Source organism: Cloacibacillus sp. An23, assembly GCF_002159945.1.
Classification (GTDB): Bacteria; Synergistota; Synergistia; order Synergistales; family Synergistaceae; genus Caccocola.
The window spans coordinates 213,837-230,089 of record NZ_NFJQ01000004.1 but is presented as its reverse complement, the minus strand read 5'-3'; the positions used below and the strand labels follow the sequence as shown (position 1 = coordinate 230,089).

14 protein-coding genes, 1 tRNA gene, 1 pseudogene and 1 CRISPR repeat array are annotated in these 16,253 nt (G+C 60.8%); of the genes and pseudogenes, 10 read left to right on the top strand and 6 right to left on the bottom strand.

From position 1 onward, the window contains the following. Positions 1-5: 5 nt before the first annotated feature. Entirely contained in the window at positions 6-764 is a 759-nt protein-coding gene (locus B5F39_RS05490; RefSeq protein ID WP_087364770.1) for a gamma-glutamyl-gamma-aminobutyrate hydrolase family protein, read from the top strand. Between the two features lie 358 nt (positions 765-1,122). Next, positions 1,123-3,620: a CRISPR direct-repeat array (repeat unit 33 nt; unit sequence GTCGCGTCCCCCGCGGGACGCGTGAGTTGAAAC). Positions 3,621-3,748: 128 nt separating this feature from the next. Here the strand turns inward: B5F39_RS05490 and B5F39_RS05485 are convergent. Continuing rightward, the gene (locus B5F39_RS05485) at positions 3,749-4,549 is read right to left on the bottom strand and encodes a hypothetical protein (protein ID WP_087364767.1); all 801 of its coding nucleotides are present in this window, start codon (positions 4,547-4,549) and stop codon (positions 3,749-3,751) included. A gap of 248 nt (positions 4,550-4,797) precedes the next feature. Here B5F39_RS05485 and B5F39_RS05480 point away from each other — a divergent pair, with 248 nt between their 5' ends. From B5F39_RS05480 to B5F39_RS05460, 5 genes are all read left to right on the top strand, one after another. Next, positions 4,798-5,628 (top strand): MBL fold metallo-hydrolase, encoded by an 831-nt coding sequence (locus tag B5F39_RS05480; protein ID WP_143330661.1) that lies wholly within the window; start codon positions 4,798-4,800, stop codon positions 5,626-5,628. Positions 5,629-5,635: 7 nt separating this feature from the next. After that, positions 5,636-6,790 carry a sugar diacid recognition domain-containing protein gene (locus B5F39_RS05475; protein WP_087364764.1) on the top strand — a complete coding sequence of 385 codons (1,155 nt, stop codon included), beginning with the start codon at positions 5,636-5,638 and terminating at the stop codon, positions 6,788-6,790. A gap of 22 nt (positions 6,791-6,812) precedes the next feature. After that, a complete protein-coding gene (locus B5F39_RS05470) occupies positions 6,813-8,150 on the top strand; it encodes a GntP family permease (protein WP_087364762.1) in 1,338 nt (445 codons plus the stop codon). A 129-nt stretch (positions 8,151-8,279) separates the two neighbouring features. Continuing rightward, positions 8,280-9,515 (top strand): glycerate kinase, encoded by a 1,236-nt coding sequence (locus B5F39_RS05465; RefSeq protein WP_087364847.1) that lies wholly within the window; start codon positions 8,280-8,282, stop codon positions 9,513-9,515. A gap of 141 nt (positions 9,516-9,656) precedes the next feature. Further along, positions 9,657-10,238, top strand: coding sequence for a flavodoxin family protein (locus B5F39_RS05460; protein WP_087364760.1), 582 nt, complete (start codon positions 9,657-9,659; stop codon positions 10,236-10,238). Between the two features lie 44 nt (positions 10,239-10,282). Here the strand turns inward: B5F39_RS05460 and B5F39_RS05455 are convergent, their stop codons facing one another. Further along, positions 10,283-10,789, bottom strand: coding sequence for a GNAT family N-acetyltransferase (locus B5F39_RS05455; protein WP_087364758.1), 507 nt, complete (start codon positions 10,787-10,789; stop codon positions 10,283-10,285). A gap of 176 nt (positions 10,790-10,965) precedes the next feature. On the opposite strand from B5F39_RS05455, the gene B5F39_RS05450 reads away from it, so the two are divergent. The 4 genes from B5F39_RS05450 to B5F39_RS05435 all read left to right on the top strand — a co-directional run bounded on the left by B5F39_RS05450 (position 10,966) and on the right by B5F39_RS05435 (position 13,609). Continuing rightward, positions 10,966-11,577, top strand: a complete 612-nt coding sequence (locus B5F39_RS05450) for a cytidylate kinase-like family protein (protein WP_087364756.1) — start codon at positions 10,966-10,968, stop codon at positions 11,575-11,577. 93 nt (positions 11,578-11,670) lie between these two features. Next, positions 11,671-11,746, top strand: a tRNA-Asn gene (locus B5F39_RS05445). Between the two features lie 133 nt (positions 11,747-11,879). Next, entirely contained in the window at positions 11,880-12,722 is an 843-nt protein-coding gene (locus B5F39_RS05440) for a mechanosensitive ion channel family protein (protein WP_087364754.1), read from the top strand. Positions 12,723-12,727: 5 nt separating this feature from the next. Further along, a complete protein-coding gene (locus B5F39_RS05435; protein WP_087364752.1) occupies positions 12,728-13,609 on the top strand; it encodes an NAD(P)-dependent oxidoreductase in 882 nt (293 codons plus the stop codon). Between the two features lie 286 nt (positions 13,610-13,895). On the opposite strand, the pseudogene B5F39_RS05430 reads toward B5F39_RS05435, so the two are convergent. From B5F39_RS05430 to cas4, 4 genes and pseudogenes are all read right to left on the bottom strand, one after another. Beyond that, positions 13,896-14,171 (bottom strand): annotated as a pseudogene (locus tag B5F39_RS05430) (cell filamentation protein Fic); the annotation flags it as partial. 48 nt (positions 14,172-14,219) lie between these two features. Continuing rightward, entirely contained in the window at positions 14,220-14,510 is a 291-nt protein-coding gene (gene cas2 / locus B5F39_RS05425) for a CRISPR-associated endonuclease Cas2 (protein WP_087364747.1), read from the bottom strand. 12 nt (positions 14,511-14,522) lie between these two features. Continuing rightward, positions 14,523-15,557, bottom strand: a complete 1,035-nt coding sequence (cas1c, locus tag B5F39_RS05420) for a type I-C CRISPR-associated endonuclease Cas1c (protein WP_087364745.1) — start codon at positions 15,555-15,557, stop codon at positions 14,523-14,525. After that, positions 15,554-16,252 carry a CRISPR-associated protein Cas4 gene (gene cas4 / locus B5F39_RS05415; protein ID WP_087364743.1) on the bottom strand — a complete coding sequence of 233 codons (699 nt, stop codon included), beginning with the start codon at positions 16,250-16,252 and terminating at the stop codon, positions 15,554-15,556. The genes cas1c and cas4 overlap by 4 nt, the downstream gene beginning before the upstream one ends. Position 16,253: the final 1 nt, after the last annotated feature.

The window sequence follows — 16,253 nt, the reverse complement described above, 5'->3', positions numbered from 1 at the left end:
GCGTGATGAAAAGGCGGCCGCTTATCGGCGTCCCGACCCTGCCGTTTCAGCGCCGCTGGGCGGACATGCAGCTCGAGGACATGGGCGGCGAGGAACTGCAATATTTCTGGCTCCTGTCGCGCCTCACCGAAAAGATAATCTGCGCCGTGCGCACCGCCGGCGGCCTGCCGCTGCCGCTCACGCCGACGGAGGACGAACGCGAGACGGCGAAGCTAGCCTCAAGGCTTGACGGCTTCGTATTCGCCGGAGGGCACGACATCGCGCCATCATTCTACGGCGAGGAAAACGCCGGAAGCCACGCGCCCGACCTCGCGCGCGATCACTTCGAGACGGCGCTCTGCCGCGCCGCGCTCGAGCGCGACAAGCCGCTGCTCGGGATATGCCGCGGCTGCCAGCTGCTCAACGTCGTACTCGGCGGCGCGTTGATACAGGACATGCCGTCGGTTGACGAAAAGTGGAAGCTGCACAATCGTCCGGACGTTACGCGCGGCTACGTCCACGACGTAAAAATACTTTCGCCGTGGCTCTTCCCGAGCCGCAATGGAGGAGCCATGCTCGTCAACTCAATGCACCATCAGGCGATCGGCCGGCTCTCGAAGCGCCTGCAGGCCGCAGCCGTAACAGACGACGGCGTAGTAGAGGCCGTCATCGCCCCGGCGTACCGCTGGGCCGTCGGCGTACAGTGGCATCCGGAATGCCTGGCCGACGACGACGCGGTGCAGGCAGAGATATTCCGCATGCTCGTAGACAAGGCGAGGAATTAGCGGACAGGTACATGCCGCCCGCCGCCGCACGCACGAAGCCGCTGCGGAAAGGCGCGGGTAAACGCTCCGTTGCGTGGAGAAACAGCCCCGCCGTCATACTCTAAACGCGGCGGCGCTGGCCCCAAATATCCGCCATTACCAAGCCCGTCCTTCCGAAGCGCGCGGCTGAAACGGCGGCGGCCAAACATATGCGCGAACCCTAAGCTCACATAAAAATCCCAAGGTTTTCGCGCTTCGCTCCAAATCGAGAATTCCCATGAATTTTACCTAGACGGCGCGCATCGGCAGAGCGCCATAAAGCGCCTTCGCGTAATAACGCTGAAAAAGTGTTATTATAACCGTGTCTAATCGCAATGCCGTCGCGTCCCCCGCGGGACGCGTGAGTTGAAACTTCGATGGCGTCAATGCTCCATCCTTTTGCGTTGTCGCGTCCCCCGCGGGACGCGTGAGTTGAAACGATAAACAAACGGCTTATATACCCACATCCCCAGGTCGCGTCCCCCGCGGGACGCGTGAGTTGAAACTTAGAGCCTCCGACAATGAGAACAACAACGTCTAGTCGCGTCCCCCGCGGGACGCGTGAGTTGAAACATCAGAGCGGGCCGGACTACTGGGGCACTGCGGCGTCGCGTCCCCCGCGGGACGCGTGAGTTGAAACCGGTATCATATCAAATTCACGTGCGGAGAGTTGGGTCGCGTCCCCCGCGGGACGCGTGAGTTGAAACTACAAGTGTTTACAGCGCCTCCATGTTGATTTTGTCGCGTCCCCCGCGGGACGCGTGAGTTGAAACCGACGTAATCTCGCTCATATAGGCCGTTAGCCGCGTCGCGTCCCCCGCGGGACGCGTGAGTTGAAACACCGTCGAAGAGTTAAAAAGACAATATCGCCGCGTCGCGTCCCCCGCGGGACGCGTGAGTTGAAACTGTCAGTTTTGCCATGACAATTACGATTTTCAAGTCGCGTCCCCCGCGGGACGCGTGAGTTGAAACGACCGGGATGGCTTCGGGCAACTGATAACTAGGAGTCGCGTCCCCCGCGGGACGCGTGAGTTGAAACTCGATAGTCAAACATGCTGTTCATTTCTTTTGCGTCGCGTCCCCCGCGGGACGCGTGAGTTGAAACTGTACTGGCGCTTGAGCTCTTCGACGGTAAATACTGTCGCGTCCCCCGCGGGACGCGTGAGTTGAAACAAACATCCGCATCACCCTACGATTTTTGATTGGTCGCGTCCCCCGCGGGACGCGTGAGTTGAAACTGAATTCTGTAAACTTACGTTTCTGCTGCTGCATCGTCGCGTCCCCCGCGGGACGCGTGAGTTGAAACTTCCAGAAGAGCCATACAGTGGACGGATACCTTAGTCGCGTCCCCCGCGGGACGCGTGAGTTGAAACTCGTCTATCGTGTCCGAGGCGCAGAGGTCTATGTAGTCGCGTCCCCCGCGGGACGCGTGAGTTGAAACCAAGATGGTAGCGGTCATAGCGTAAATTACACGTCGCGTCCCCCGCGGGACGCGTGAGTTGAAACCAAGATATAATCCACAAACGCCTGCACCTTCGCCGTCGCGTCCCCCGCGGGACGCGTGAGTTGAAACCTCGAAGAAACAGCAGTCCTCCGCGAAGACGTCGCGTCGCGTCCCCCGCGGGACGCGTGAGTTGAAACTCCTCCGGCAGCGAGCGGATGACGTCGAGAAGGGGTCGCGTCCCCCGCGGGACGCGTGAGTTGAAACTAAAAATCGTGTCCAGATTGAATATACTGTTGGTCGCGTCCCCCGCGGGACGCGTGAGTTGAAACAGATTCAACTTCTGACGCTCCACCTCGCGCGGCGTCGCGTCCCCCGCGGGACGCGTGAGTTGAAACCATACAGGTATAGTGTACGACTTATCCCTAAAAGTCGCGTCCCCCGCGGGACGCGTGAGTTGAAACCACATTTTGAAGAAATTACAGAGCTGAAAGAATGTCGCGTCCCCCGCGGGACGCGTGAGTTGAAACGATGTTGTCTTTCCAAATGCCGTATCGCTTGCCTGTCGCGTCCCCCGCGGGACGCGTGAGTTGAAACAGCTCTATAACGTAAATCTGCCGTCCCCATGCCTAGTCGCGTCCCCCGCGGGACGCGTGAGTTGAAACGGCCTTGAACCGTCAGTCGCGCTCAACTGCGCCGTCGCGTCCCCCGCGGGACGCGTGAGTTGAAACTCTGGCGTGTCGTCGGGCACGTTTTCGTCTTTGCGTCGCGTCCCCCGCGGGACGCGTGAGTTGAAACGGAATGCAGCTATGGAACCCCGAAAGCGCCAAAGTCGCGTCCCCCGCGGGACGCGTGAGTTGAAACACGGTGTCCCAGCCGGGGATGACCGTGACTATCGTGTCGCGTCCCCCGCGGGACGCGTGAGTTGAAACAGTGCACCGCTCTCGGCCTCGGCTGCCTTGCGCGTCGCGTCCCCCGCGGGACGCGTGAGTTGAAACGCTAGGTTGGTATATCGCAGACCATACCGTTGCGTCGCGTCCCCCGCGGGACGCGTGAGTTGAAACCTCGGATTTCCGCCGCCCATTTTATCTGCTTCTCGTCGCGTCCCCCGCGGGACGCGTGAGTTGAAACTTGATACCCCACTCCAAATCACGCTCGAAAATAGTCGCGTCCCCCGCGGGACGCGTGAGTTGAAACTGGAAAGTGAACGCTTGTTATGCCCTAGGAGAAGTCGCGTCCCCCGCGGGACGCGTGAGTTGAAACGGCTGTGCCATGTCTCACACTCCTTCATGCGCCCGTCGCGTCCCCCGCGGGACGCGTGAGTTGAAACCGGCATTGTCGGCCTCCCATGAGCGAGAGAACTCGTCGCGTCCCCCGCGGGACGCGTGAGTTGAAACCTCGGTACGGCTTTTGGCTCTGGGGACGGGACAAGTCGTGTCCATAGTGGGGCATGGGTGGGCAAACGCCTATCGGGCGCGTGGGAACGCGGTTCTTTCCTCCGCAGCGTCTTTTGCCGGCTGACGCCTTATGCGTATCTCTTCCGCAGCTCCTTCGCTCTCGCCAGGTTTCCGCCTTCTTCGGCGAACATTCTTGAGAAGCGTTCCTCGGCTGCCGTGTCGTGCGCGTTTCGCGCGTTCAGTATGAGCATCTCGCACAGGTCGAATTTTGCGAGCTTCGTCGGCGTGCGCTTCATCGTCTCCTCGAGCGCGGCGGCGTCCGCCGTCTTGCCTTCGAGCAGCGCTAGCCACGTCTCGTACAGTTTCGCGTCCGCGCCGAAGTTCTCCGCGAGCTTCGGGTTGCTGGTCTTCAGCGTATCGAGCAGGGCCTTGAAGGACTCGAGGGCCCGGCGCGCTTCTTTATGCTGCCTTCCCCACAGCAGGCAGCGGCATCTGTTTCTTTTGACGAGCGCGTCGAGCGGCGCGCGCTTCGGCTGCGGCACGGATTCTCCCGGCTCTTCAAGCGCTTTCAGCGCGGCGCGCCAGTTTCCGGCGGCGCACAGGCCGTCGGCGAGGCTCGCCATTCCGACCGTGCGCTGCGCGCTTCCGTGCTTTTGGGCGCGCGCGGGTTTCTCGTATATGCCGATGAATTCCTCCGGTTCGAGGTCTATGTGGAGCTTCGCGAGCGCCGCGCTCTCGCAGGAGGCGGCGGCCACGTTCGCGGCGAGCGACGTGACGGCGCTGCCGACGAGCGCGACGAGCGCCACCGTGAGGACGAAGAGCCACACTGGGCCGTCAGCGCGCCGGAACGCCACGGCCACGGCCAGGGCCGCGGTCGCGGCCATGCCGGTGTAGAATACGGCGCGGCTTTTGCCGAAGAAGAATATCATTAGTAATCCCTCCAAGCGTGAATCGTCAGTAAAAACCGTCTTTTAATATACAGCCGCGCCGTTCCGTTGGAAAGGGGGCGCGCGTGCCCGCGTCGATTTTTTTCTTCGTGTAGTACAAAAAGCCGCGCCGTGCTGGCTGCGATTATTGGTATGCGTCACAATGAACCGCGCGGCTTTCGGTGCTAGAATGATAGGCAGTTTGGAAGTTTTGATGATTTTTTCGTTAATTTTACGGAGGCGCATTTCTGTTGATTAAGGTTCTTACTCTTATGGACAACGTTGCCTCGGAGAATAAGGCGCTGAGCGCGGAGCACGGTCTTTCGTACTGGGTCGAGGCCGGCGGACGCCGTTTTCTTTTCGACTGCGGGCAGGGCGCGGCCACGCTTGCCAACGCGCACAGGCTTGGGGTCGATCTTTCCTGCGCGGATTTCACCGTCTGTTCGCACAGCCATTACGATCACGCCGCGGGTTTCCGCGACATGGCGGAGGCTGGCTGCGGCGGCAGGCTGCTTTATACCGGGCCTGGGTTTTGGGAGCGTAAGTACGCTCTCAACGGCATCAAGTACACGGATCTTTCCGCCGGCTTCGGCGAGGATTTTCTTGCCGCGCACGGTGTGGAGCATCGCGTCTGCTCCGGACTGCTCGAGGTCGCGGACGGCTGCTGGCTCGTCGGCGATTTCCCGCGTACCCATAAGTTTGAGACGATTCCGGAGCGGTTCGTGAAGGGCGAGCCGCCGGAGTGCGTGCCGGACGATTTTTCGGACGAGATATGCCTCGCCATGGATACGGAGCGCGGCCTCGTCGTGCTGGCCGGATGCTCTCACCCCGGTATTCTCAATATGGCGGCGAAGGTCCACGAATCTCTCGCCCGCCCGATATACGCCGTTTTCGGCGGCACGCATCTCGTCGAGGCGGACGGCGCCCGTATTGCGGAGACCGTATCGGAGCTGCGCGCGATGGGGCTTTCGGTGCTCGGGCTGAGCCACTGCTCCGGTGCGGCGGCTGAGGCGTATCTGAAGTCCGCGGGAGACGTGGCTGCCTGCCACATGGCGGCTGGGGACCGCATAGCGATCCGCTGACGGCGAAATGCGTTTCGGCGAGATAGCGCGCGACCTCGTCCACACCGCGTCTAGGCTGCTGCGCGGACGTATCGTGAACATTATGGACACTTCCGGCGTCATCGTCGCTTCGACCGACGCGCAGCGCATCGGCACGACGCACGAGGGCGCGCGCGAGGTCGTCCGCACGGGCCGCCCCGTCGCGATCGAGAAGGCGGATGTGCCGCGCTATCCGGGCGCGCGGGAGGGGTACAACCTTCCGGTGTTCAGCGACAACCATCTGATGGCCGTCGTCGGCGTCTACGGTGTGCCGGAGGAGGTGCGCGACAGCGCCTATATCCTCCAGGCCTATACGGAGCAGTTTTTCCGCCAGAAGGCCATAGAGCGGCAGAGCCGTATATCGGACGGCCTTCGCTCGGACTATATACGGATTCTGATGAATCTCTCGGCGGGCGGCGGAGAGCGCCTCGCGGAGCTCGCCGGGGCGCTGAATCTCAAGCTCGCGTTTCCTGTGAGGATGCTCGCTTTTTCGGTAGACGGGGCGGCGGATTCGCTGACGCGCCAGCAGCTTCTGAGCCGCGCGGCGGAGGAGCTGCAGTCGCAGCGGTTCATAGATCCGGAGCGCGACGTATGGGCCGTGCTCGACGACAGGCTGCTGGTGCTTAAGAGCTGCGCCGGCGACTGCCGGAATTATCTGTCCCGCGCGCTTTCGTGCGCGGAGGACGCCTGCGCCGCGCCTGTGCGGCTGTGCGCCGGGCATCTCTGCGCCTCGGCGGAGGATGCGCGTTCGTCGGGCGGCGAGGCGCTGACGCTAGGCGAGGCGGGGGAGAGCGGGGTATTCGACATAACTGAGGCGGGCTGCCGTTTTTCGTATCTCATGCGGCGCACGGCGAAGCGCGAAGAAGAGTTCGTCGGCAGGATGTACCGCGAGCTGTGCGACAGCTTCAGCGGACGGGAGCTTGAGACTATGCTTTCGACCGCAGAGGCGTACTACGGCCACGGCGGCAGCGTAACGAAGGCCGCCGAGGCTCTGCACGTCCACAAGAACACGCTCCAGTACCGCATGAAGCGTCTATGGGAGGCGTGCTGCCCGGGACTCGCCGGCTCGTTCGAGCGCGAATATCTGCTGCGTCTCTGCATTTTATATCACAGGCAGTTAAGGCTGCGAACGCCTTTAATTTAACCCAACAGGGAGGAAGAGCAACATGTCAGCGTTATTCATGTTCGGCGTTATTTTTATCGCCGTGGTGGCGATGATAATCGCCATCTCCAAGTTCAACATCCATCCGTTTATAGTGATGGTCGTCATCGCTATAGCGATGGGGCTCGTCTGCGGCTTCGACGCGGTGAAGGTAATCAACACCGTCAAGAGCGGCTTCGGCAGCATCCTGGCGAACATCGGTATCGTCATCCTCTGCGGAACGATAATCGGTACGATCCTTGAGAAGACCGGCGCGGCCCTCACGATGGCGAACAGCATACTGAACGTCGTCGGCAAAAAACGCAGCGTACTCACGATGGGCGCTATGGGCTATGTGACTGGCATTCCTGTCTTCTGCGACTCGGGCTTCGTCGTCCTCTCGCCAATCAGCCGCGCTCTCGCCCAGCAGAGCAACAAGTCCCTCGCCGTCATGGCGACAGCGCTCTCCGGCGGCCTTTACGCCACCCACTGCCTCGTCCCGCCGACGCCGGGACCGATAGCGATGGCGGGCACGCTCGGAGCGGACCTCGGCCTCACGATAATCGTCGGCCTTATCCTCTCCGTCCCCGCGGTGGCGGTAGCGATTCTATATGCGAGCAAAATATCCAGCAAGGTAGACATCCCGGCGAACTCTGAGTACACGATGGAAGAGCTCATCAAAAAATACGGGAAGCTTCCGGGAGTGCTTCACAGCTTCTCGCCGATATTCCTTCCGATAATCCTCATAGGCGTCGCCTCTGTAGTCTCCTTCCCGAGCCGCCCGCTCGGCGAGGGCTTCGCCTTCAAGTTCTTCAACTTTATAGGCAACCCGGTCGTCGCGCTCATGCTCGGCGTATTCCTCGCAATGACGCTCATTCCGAAGAGCGAAAAGCAGAACACTCTCAAATGGGTCACGCAGGGCGTCAGCGACTCCGCCGCGATAATCGCCATCACGGGCGCTGGCGGTTCCTTCGGCGCGATACTGAGCCTGCTGCCGATAGCGGACGCCACCACCGGCCTGCTCGCCTCCGGACTCGGCGTCATAGTGCCGTTCCTCATCGCTATGATAATGAAGCTCGCGATGGGCGCTTCGACCGTCGCCATGATAACCGTCTCCGCCATGATGGCCCCGCTCATCGAGACGATGGGCTACGGCAGCCCGCTCGGGCGCGTCCTCGTAGTCATGGCGATAGGCGCGGGCTCGATGGTCGCTTCGCACGCGAACGACTCCTACTTCTGGGTCGTCTCGCAGTTCTCCGACATGAAGCCGAGCGACGCCTACCGCTGCCAGACCGGCATGACCGCAGTCATGGGCATCACGCTCATCGTGATCATCTACATAATTTCGCTGTTCCTCGTCTAGGTGAAATCGGCAAAATTTACAATGTATTTACAACGGGCCGTCCGCTTCGGACGGCTTTTTTATTTTATAATTCTGATGGAAATTTATGCCGCTCACGCGGATTTTACGAAGGGAGACGCATTTTTCAAAATGAGCAGAATCAGAGAAGACGCGGATAAAATCATAGCCGAAGCGCTGCGCGCGGCGCTGCCCGACACGGCGGTCGCGAAGGCGCTGGAAGGACGCGAGTTCGGCGCCGGCCGCCTCGTCATGGTCGCCGTCGGCAAGGCGGCGTGGCAGATGGCGAGCACCGCATGCGCGATACTCGGCGACAGGATAGACGACGGCGTGGTCATAACGAAGTACGGGCACTCAAAAGGAGAGCTTCCGCACACGCGCATATTCGAAGCGGGCCATCCCGTCCCCGACGCGAACTCATTCGCCGCGACCGCCGAGGCGATAAAGCTCGTGGAGGGGCTGACGGCGGAGGACACGGTGCTCTTCCTGCTCTCCGGCGGCGGCTCGGCGCTTTTCGAGAAGCCGCTCATCCCGGCGGAAGAGCTTGAGGATATAACGAAGCAGCTCCTCGCCTGCGGCGCGAACATCGTCGAGATGAACACGCTGCGCAAGCGCCTCTCGGCGGTCAAGGGCGGACGTTTCGCTCAGCTCTGCGCGCCGGCGAAAGTTTTCTCCGTCGTCCTCTCGGACATCATCGGAGATCCTCTCGACATGATAGCCTCGGGCCCGGCCTACCCCGACGGCTCGACCTGCGGGCAGGCGCAGGCGATAGTGAAGCGCTACGGCCTTAAACTTTCCGAAAACGCGCAGAAACTTCTCTCGCAGGAGACGCCGAAGAGCCTCGACAACGTCGAGACGCAGATCACGGGCAGCGTGCGCCAGCTCTGCGCCGCGGCGGAAAAAGTCTGCTCGGCTCTCGGCTACGAGCCTATCGTCCTTACCGCCGAACTTTGCTGCACCGCGCGCGACGCTGGCAGCTTCCTCGGCGCGATAGCGCGCACGCATAAAGACTCGGAAAAATCGCTCGCCTATATCGCGGGCGGCGAGACCGTCGTCCACCTCACCGGCAAGGGGCTCGGCGGACGCAACCAGGAAATAGCGCTCGCGGCGGCCCCTCTGCTCGACGGCCTCAAAGACGCGGCGGTATTCTCCGTCGGCTCCGACGGCACAGACGGCCCGACCGACGCGGCCGGCGGCTACTGCGACGGCGAAACTATGTCCGTCCTGCGCGAAAAGGGGATCGACGTGACGGCGGTGCTCGCCGGCAACGACGCCTACCACGCGCTCAAAGAATGCGGAGGCCTCATAATCACCGGCCCGACCGGAACGAACGTCAACGACCTCACGGTGCTGCTGATCCGCAGATAACGCGGAAAGCTAAAAAATATCGGAGGCCGGGACGCGCCGCGTTCCGGCCCTTCTTTTATATATTTTTTATACGGCGGCGTCATAATACCGGCCGTGCGGGACATTGCCCGCGCTTGGGAAAAGTTGCACGGAGGGGAAGAAATGAAAAAAATTCTGGTTATCCAGGGAGGCGGACGTCCGCGCGGCAACACGGCGCAGCTCGTCGAGAGCTTCGCCCGCGGCGCGCGCGATGCGGGACACGAGGTCGAGATAATCTCTCTGATAAAAAACGAGGTGAAGGGCTGCATAGGCTGCAACATGTGCCGCTACGGCAAACCGTGCGTGCAGAAGGACGCCTTCAACTCCATCGTTCCGAAGATGACGGAGGCTGACCTGCTCGCGTTCGCGTCGCCGCTCTATTTCTGGACGATAACGGCGCGGCTCAAGGCGTTCATCGAGAGGTTCTACTGCGTCGCGCGGTACGACCCGGCACCGCCGTTCGGAAGATACGAGAAATATCCCGAGAAAGACTGTGCGCTGCTGATGACCGCCGCGGACGACTTTTTCTGGACTTTCGAGGCCGCAGTATCGTACTACCGCCTCGCGGTCGTAAACTACATAGGCTTCCGTGACATGGGGACGCTGCTCGCCGGAGGCTGCGGCGACACGAACGGCGCCCCGCAGATCGACAAAACGGACCACCTCGAAGAGGCTTATCTGTTCGGCAAAAATATCTACGCCTGACGGCGTATCGCGCTGGCCGCGGACGGGGGCGTCCGGCCCGCGTTCTACGAAAGCTTTATGCGCGTATAGTGCCACTCGCCGTCTGAGTGGTGGATATACGCGCCGTTCTTCTGCTGCGCGCGCAGCGACGCGGCGTTCGTCCTGCTGACGGACATGTATATCTCGTCCTCGCGCACGACGCCGCGCGCGTATTCGAGCGCGAGAGCCAGCCCGCGCGTCGCGAGGCCGCGCCCGCGGTGCGGCTTCGCTATCGCGTAGCCGATATGCCCCGCGCCGACGCGCAGCCATTCCGTAAGCGCGTGGCGCAGGCGGAAAAGGCCGACGACCTCGCCGTCTTCCCATAGAAAAAGATTCGTCTCCGGCACATACCCCACGGGCAGCCCGGCTCCGCGCGCGAAATCCATCATCCGCGGCAGAGCGCGCGCGGTAAATTCCTCCTCCGACATGCCGAAGCAGAAATTCGTAAAGCCGTTCTCGCACGGCGGCAGTTCGCGGATAAAGGCGTACTCCTTAGCGGCGTCCTCGAGGTTGGCCTCCTTCAGATATATCATACCGTCTCACCCGGATCTCATGAAATGCCTTTAGTCTATCACCGCGGCGGAGAGCTTACAAGACGCGGTTAGCGAACGGCCTCCGCACATTCGCGTTTTTTGCGTCAAATCGCCCGCGCGCTGCGGCTTCAATGACGGTATAATACTGATAAAGTAAAGCGAAAGGACGTGATGGCATGAGCAGCCGGATAATAACGATCAGCCGCCAGTTCGGGAGCGGCGGACACGAGATAGGCGTCAAGCTCGCGAAGCGCCTCGGCGTGAAGTTCTACGACAAGGAGCTCGTAGACCTCCTGGCAAAGGACGGAAAATACGACGCGAGTTTCATCGAAGCGCACGAGGAGAAATGCTCGCCGCCGATATGCCCAGTCATGCCGGGCTTCGCCATGCCGGTATTCTATCAGGACCTGCCCTCCGACCTCATCTACAAAGGGCAGTCGAAGCTCATACGCAGCCTCGCGGAGCGCGGCCCGTGCGTCGTCATAGGCCGGTGCGCGGACTACATCCTGCGCAACATGAACCCGATAAACTGCTTCATCTACGCGAGCCTCGAAGAGCGCGTCAAGAGAAAAATGGCGATGGTGCCCGAAGGGCTCGACTTCACGAAGGACGAGATACGCAAGCGCATCATCGACGTAGACAAAAAGCGCGCCAAGTACCACGAGTTCTACACCGACCGCAAATGGGGACGCATGGAGGACTACGACCTCTGCATCTGCACCGACAAGTGCGGCGTAGACGGCGCGGTAGAGACGATAATACGCTACTGCGAAAGCTGCGGCCGGTAACAAAAAAGGCCGGATAAACAGGCGCGGCAAAAAAGGCTTGTCAAAACAGGAAAGCGTGCTATAATATCCCCTGTTGAGATTTTCGGCGGTTATTCCCCGATGGCGCAATCGGCAGCGCGGGTGACTGTTAATCACTAGGTTCGAGGTTCGAGTCCTCGTCGGGGAGCCAGATATTCCAGCCCGTCCAAGTTGTTGGACGGGCTTTTTAGTGTGCGCTCATTGCAAAAGCCCAGCCCAGAATATAGAATGAAACCGGAAAACGCCGCGCGTCCGCGCGGCTTTGACGGAAAGGGGATGCGGCTGTGAATTTCAACTTTGACGGACTCTCCATGATGCTCGAAAAAGTCACGCTCGCGTCGCTGCTGCCGGCAATCCTGTTCCTCGCCGCGGGACTCGTCATCATACGCCTCGTCATGGCGGCCGCGGCGAAGGCTCTCGCCAAATCGTCGATAGACCAGACGCTCCACCGCTTCATCCTGGCCTCGACGCGCCTCGTGCTCTACTTCGTCCTTTTCGTCACTGTAGCCGGCGTGCTCGGCGTGCCGATAACGTCGCTCGTCGCGCTGCTGAGCGTCGCGGGCCTCGCGATATCCCTCTCGCTCCAAAGCGTGCTATCAAGCGTCTCGTGCGGTCTGATGCTGCTCTCCGTCAAGCCGTTCAAAGTCGGCGACTACGTGGAAGTCGGCGGCGTGAGCGGCACGGTCAGCGAGATAGGCTTCATGAACACGCAGCTCACGACCTTCGACCGCCGCGTGATATACATCCCGAACAACGAAGTGTCCACCTCGAAGATAATCAACTACACGGAGCAGGAAAACAGGCGCGTAGACCTGATATTCAAGGCCGACTACGCCTATCCCGCGGAGACCGTCAAGGCGGCGCTTCGCTCCGCCGTGGCGAAATTCCCGAAAGTGCTGAAAGAGCCGGAGCCGTTCATCCGCGTGCGCGCCTACGAAGAACAGGTCGAATACGCCGTGCGCGTATGGTGCAGGACCGACGACTACTGGGAGCTCTATTTCGACATAATAGACGCGATCCCCGGAGCTTACGCCGAACACGGCATCGAAATGCGCCCGCCGGTCGTAAACGTCCGCATGCGCCGGGGCGAAACTCTATCGACGGAAACAATCTTAAAAACGGAGTGATATAAATGGCTGACAAAAAAATACTCGGATTCATAGGAATAGGCGTCATGGGCCACAGCATGGCGGGACACCTGCTCGACGCGGGCTGGGAGCTTCACGTCTACAACCGCACAAAGTCCAAGACGGACGAACTAGTCTCGCGCGGCGCGATATGGGAAGACTCGCCCGCCGAGATAGCGAAGAAATGCGACGTCGTTTTCACGATGGTCGGCTTTCCAAAAGACGTGGAAGAAACCTACCTCGGCAAAAACGGCCTCGTCGAAAACGCGAAAGAGGGCGCTCTGCTCATCGACATGACGACCTCGAGCCCGAGCCTTGCGCGCAAAATCTACGCCGCCGGCAAAAAACGCGGCCTCGGCATACTCGACGCGCCCGTAACAGGCGGCGACAAAGGCGCGCGCGAAGCTACGCTCACCATATTCGCAGGCGGCGACAAAGAAGATTTTGAAAAGGCGCTGCCCTACTTCAAAGAGATGGGCCGCACGATAAAACTAATGGGCGGCGCGGGCGACGGACAGAACGCGAAACTCGGCAACCAGATAGTCATAGCCGGAACGATGACCGGAATGTGCGAAGCGCTCGCCTTCGCGAAATCGTGCGGCCTCGACCTCAAAGAATTCATCGAAGCGGTAGGCGGCGGCTCGGCGGCGACGTGGAGCCTCGCCAACTACGGCCCGCGTATCCTCAAAGGCGACTTCGAGCCGGGCTTCTTCGTCAAACACTACATCAAAGACATGAAACTGGCCGAAGAAGCCGCCGACGCGATGGAACTAGACCTCCCAGCCCTCACCCTCACGCGCGAGCTCTACGAAGAACTCGCCGAAGGCGGCTACGAAAACAAAGGCACGCAGTCTCTGTACTGCCTGTACGACCCGCAGGAGGAGTAGGGAAGCGGCGGGAAAACTGCGAAACACCGACGAATTGAAGGCGCGGCCTGAACGCCGCGCCTTTTCGCATCTTTAATAGAAAATAACGATAATCGGCCCATTGTTCCTGTTAGCCGTTTCAATCCGCGCCGGCAGGCAAACGCACCGGCGGTATACAACCTGATATGGAACGAGTGATTCCGCGACAAGTTTCAACTCACGTCCGAAAATTTCGGGCGACACGATTACTTCACGACCTGCCTCCCGTGTCCGCAGTTTCAACTCACGCCGCGCGCGGCGGCGAACTTTACCGGTTTCCGCTCAAATCGCGCGTTTTGTAGACGCCGTACCCTTCGTAGCTGTAGCTTGCGTCCACGCCCTTCATGTACGTATCTCTGTCGTCGATTTTGTCCGTCAGCGCGGCTTTGAGCAGCGCCTTGATTTCCACGTCCTTTATAGGACTGCGTTCCATAGCTAGCAGATAATCGTCCTTGTCTACGCGGCTCCAATCGACGACCTTTTTCAGCTCAGTCTTCAAAATATGGTCGAGCCATATCCTTATGCTTCGCCCGTTTCCCTCTCGGTTTCAACTCACGCCCGCTAAAGCGGGCGGCTTTTCGCTATCTTGATTTTACAATATCAGCACGCCCTGCGGGTCGTAGGGCTCTTTCGCGCCGCAGTGTTCTACGCGCTTCTTCCAGTTCGCGCCGAGGAAGTAGTAGCGCAGACTGTCCGTCTCTTTGTCTATCATTTTTTCGAGCTGAAATTTCAGCTCCGTCCACTGCACCGGGTCTACGAGGCATTCAAAGACGGAGAACTGCACGCGCTGGCCGTACTTTTCGCAGAGCTTCGCGACGCGGCGCAGCCGCTTCTGTCCGCCTTCGCTCTGCGTGTTCACGTCGTAGCTTACCACAACAAGCATTTTGCACGCCTCCTATTTCCAGACGAAGGGCGGATATTCCCTCATGTCGCCGCGTATGCGCCGCGCGAGGAGCATCGCCTGCATGTGCGGGACCATGCCTATCGGCATTTTCTCGCCTGTGTACGGGTGTGTTATTTCGTCCTGCTTGCGCGACTGCCATTCGGCTATCAGCTTTTTCTTCGCGCCGCCGTCCATTTCCACCGCGCCGCTTTCGCTCGTCCTGAAATCCTCGGGCTTCACCTGTTTCATGTTTATCATCGACAGGACGAGCCTGTCCGCGAGCCATGTGCGGAATTCTTCCATTAGGTCGAGCGCGAGGCTCGGGCGGCCGGGCCTGTCCTTGTGCAGGAATCCCACGGCGGGGTCGAGGCCTGCGCCTTCGAGCGCCGAGGCGGCCTCGCTCGCAAGTATCGAATATATGTACGAGAGCATCGCGTTGACCGCGTCGCGCGGCGGGCGGCGCGTGCGTTCCGTGAATTTGAAGTGTTCTTTCTGATGCAGGATCATTCCGTCGAAGGCGTCGAAGTATGCGCGCGCCGCCGTGCCTTCGTAGCCGCGCAGCTCTTCCGTATCTTTTGCGGCTTTGAGCTGCGGCGCGAGCGCCTCCGTCACGGAGAGCGCGGAGCGGAATTTTTCTGCCGCCTCTCCTTCCTGCGGATGGTCGCGCAGAAAGCGCCGGAGGACTGTACGCGTGTTCGCCAGTTTGCCGATCAGCACGTCGCGCGCGATTTCCGCGGACGCCTTCTCGTCGTCCGCCAGCCTGTACTGCGCGCGACGCAGCAGCACGTTGCCGTGGACTGGCCCCTGCACGCGCGCGAGAAAGCGCCCGTTTTCCTTGAAAAACGACAGAGACACCCCGTTGTCCGCGCAGAAGCCCATGAGCGGCGGCGTCGCGTTGACGCGGCCGAAGCAGAGTATGGAGCCGAAGTTTATCGCGGGAAACGAAGCCTTTTCTTCGCCGTCAACGTTTACGACTATGTTGCCGTTGCGCAGCGAGAGCCACGCGCCCTGCGTCGTTATGAACAGGCTGTTGAGCATACGTCTCATAGTCCGCCCTCCTCGTCGCCGGTATTTTCGGAAAGCAGCCGGAAGAGCCCGGCGACGTAGCGCGCTGAACGGTCGCGGCCGCCCGTCTTCTCCGGCATGCAGAATTTGTTCATCGAGCAGCTTTTGCAGTGTTTGCCCACGTTATATTCAGGCGCGGCCTCGCCGCTCATGATCGCGCGGGCGCGCGCGCATTTTTCCTCGAGCTTCGCGCGCAGCGCCGGCGTAAGCTCTATTTCCGTGCGGCGTTTAGGCTCGCCGTAGTAGACCGCGCCCGAAGGTATCTCGACGCCGAGCATTTCTTCAAGGCAGACGGCCTGCGCGCAGAGCTGCATCTCGTCGGCCGTGTCCGGACGTTTGCGCCCGTGTTTGTACTCGACGGGGTAGGGCAGCCACCTGCGCCGCCCGCCGAAGGCCGCGACGCGGACGCCGCGCTCCTCGTCGTGACGGAACTCGACCATGTCCGCGACGCCGTACAGCCCGAGCCTCGCGGAGCTGAGTTCAAGCCCTGTCGCGAGCTTTACCTCGCCGCGGCTCTCTCTCCCGATTTTATGCACCCGCTCGTGAAGGTGCGAGCCCTCCGCCGTGAGCACGTTCTCCTCCCAGAGCCCCTCAAGATGTATCAGCGCCCACTGCTTCTCGCAGAAAGTAAGATGCTGAAGGCCGGAGATGAGAAGCTCGGCGTCGTCGCTGTTCATG

Coding starts and splice junctions, on each gene's coding strand:
- B5F39_RS05490 (WP_087364770.1), top strand. CDS start 6: ATGAAAAGGCGGCCGCTTATCGGCGTCCCGACCCTGCCGTTTCAGCGC.
- B5F39_RS05485 (WP_087364767.1), bottom strand. CDS start 4,549: ATGATATTCTTCTTCGGCAAAAGCCGCGCCGTATTCTACACCGGCATG.
- B5F39_RS05475 (WP_087364764.1), top strand. CDS start 5,636: ATGCGTTTCGGCGAGATAGCGCGCGACCTCGTCCACACCGCGTCTAGG.
- B5F39_RS05470 (WP_087364762.1), top strand. CDS start 6,813: ATGTCAGCGTTATTCATGTTCGGCGTTATTTTTATCGCCGTGGTGGCG.
- B5F39_RS05465 (WP_087364847.1), top strand. CDS start 8,280: ATGAGCAGAATCAGAGAAGACGCGGATAAAATCATAGCCGAAGCGCTG.
- B5F39_RS05460 (WP_087364760.1), top strand. CDS start 9,657: ATGAAAAAAATTCTGGTTATCCAGGGAGGCGGACGTCCGCGCGGCAAC.
- B5F39_RS05455 (WP_087364758.1), bottom strand. CDS start 10,789: ATGATATATCTGAAGGAGGCCAACCTCGAGGACGCCGCTAAGGAGTAC.
- B5F39_RS05450 (WP_087364756.1), top strand. CDS start 10,966: ATGAGCAGCCGGATAATAACGATCAGCCGCCAGTTCGGGAGCGGCGGA.
- B5F39_RS05435 (WP_087364752.1), top strand. CDS start 12,728: ATGGCTGACAAAAAAATACTCGGATTCATAGGAATAGGCGTCATGGGC.
- cas2 (WP_087364747.1), bottom strand. CDS start 14,510: ATGCTTGTTGTGGTAAGCTACGACGTGAACACGCAGAGCGAAGGCGGA.
- cas1c (WP_087364745.1), bottom strand. CDS start 15,557: ATGAGACGTATGCTCAACAGCCTGTTCATAACGACGCAGGGCGCGTGG.
- cas4 (WP_087364743.1), bottom strand. CDS start 16,252: ATGAACAGCGACGACGCCGAGCTTCTCATCTCCGGCCTTCAGCATCTT.